We start from the raw sequence: 625 nt of genomic DNA, 5'->3' as shown, positions 1-625 counted from the left end.
GTTACTTTACAACCCGAAGGCCTTCTTCATACACGCGGCATGGCTGCATCAGGCTTGCGCCCATTGTGCCAATATTCCCCACTGCTGCCTCCCGTAGGAGTCTGGACCGTGTCTCAGTTCCAGTGTGGCTGGTCATCCTCTCAGACCAGCTAGGGATCGTCGCCTAGGTGAGCCGTTACCCCACCTACTAGCTAATCCCATCTGGGCACATCCGATGGCAAGAGGCCAGAAGGTCCCCCTCTTTGGTCTTGCGACGTTATGCGGTATTAGCTACCGTTTCCAGTAGTTATCCCCCTCCATCAGGCAGTTTCCCAGACATTACTCACCCGTCCGCCACTCGTCAGCAAAGAAGCAAGCTTCTTCCTGTTACCGTTCGACTTGCATGTGTTAGGCCTGCCGCCAGCGTTCAATCTGAGCCATGATCAAACTCTTCAATTTAAAAGTTTGATGCTCAAAGAATTAAACTTCGTAATGAATTACGTGTTCACTCTTGAGACTTGGTATTCATTTATCGTCTTGCGACGTTAAGAATCCGTATCTTCGAGTGCCCACACAGATTGTCTGATAAATTGTTAAAGAGCAAGTTGCGACGCGATCGAGCATCGATCGAGTACAGCTACGTACG

At 50.1% G+C, this 625-nt stretch carries 1 rRNA gene; it reads right to left on the bottom strand.

Features of this window, described 5'->3' with window-relative positions:
- Nucleotides 1-438 (bottom strand): 16S ribosomal RNA (locus tag AACU94_RS24465); the annotation flags it as partial.
- Nucleotides 439-625 lie beyond the last annotated feature (187 nt).

This window comes from Escherichia sp. E4702, from assembly GCF_963883545.1.
In the GTDB taxonomy this organism is placed as follows: domain Bacteria; phylum Pseudomonadota; class Gammaproteobacteria; order Enterobacterales; family Enterobacteriaceae; genus Escherichia.
This window is presented reverse-complemented; position numbering and strand designations above follow the sequence as displayed.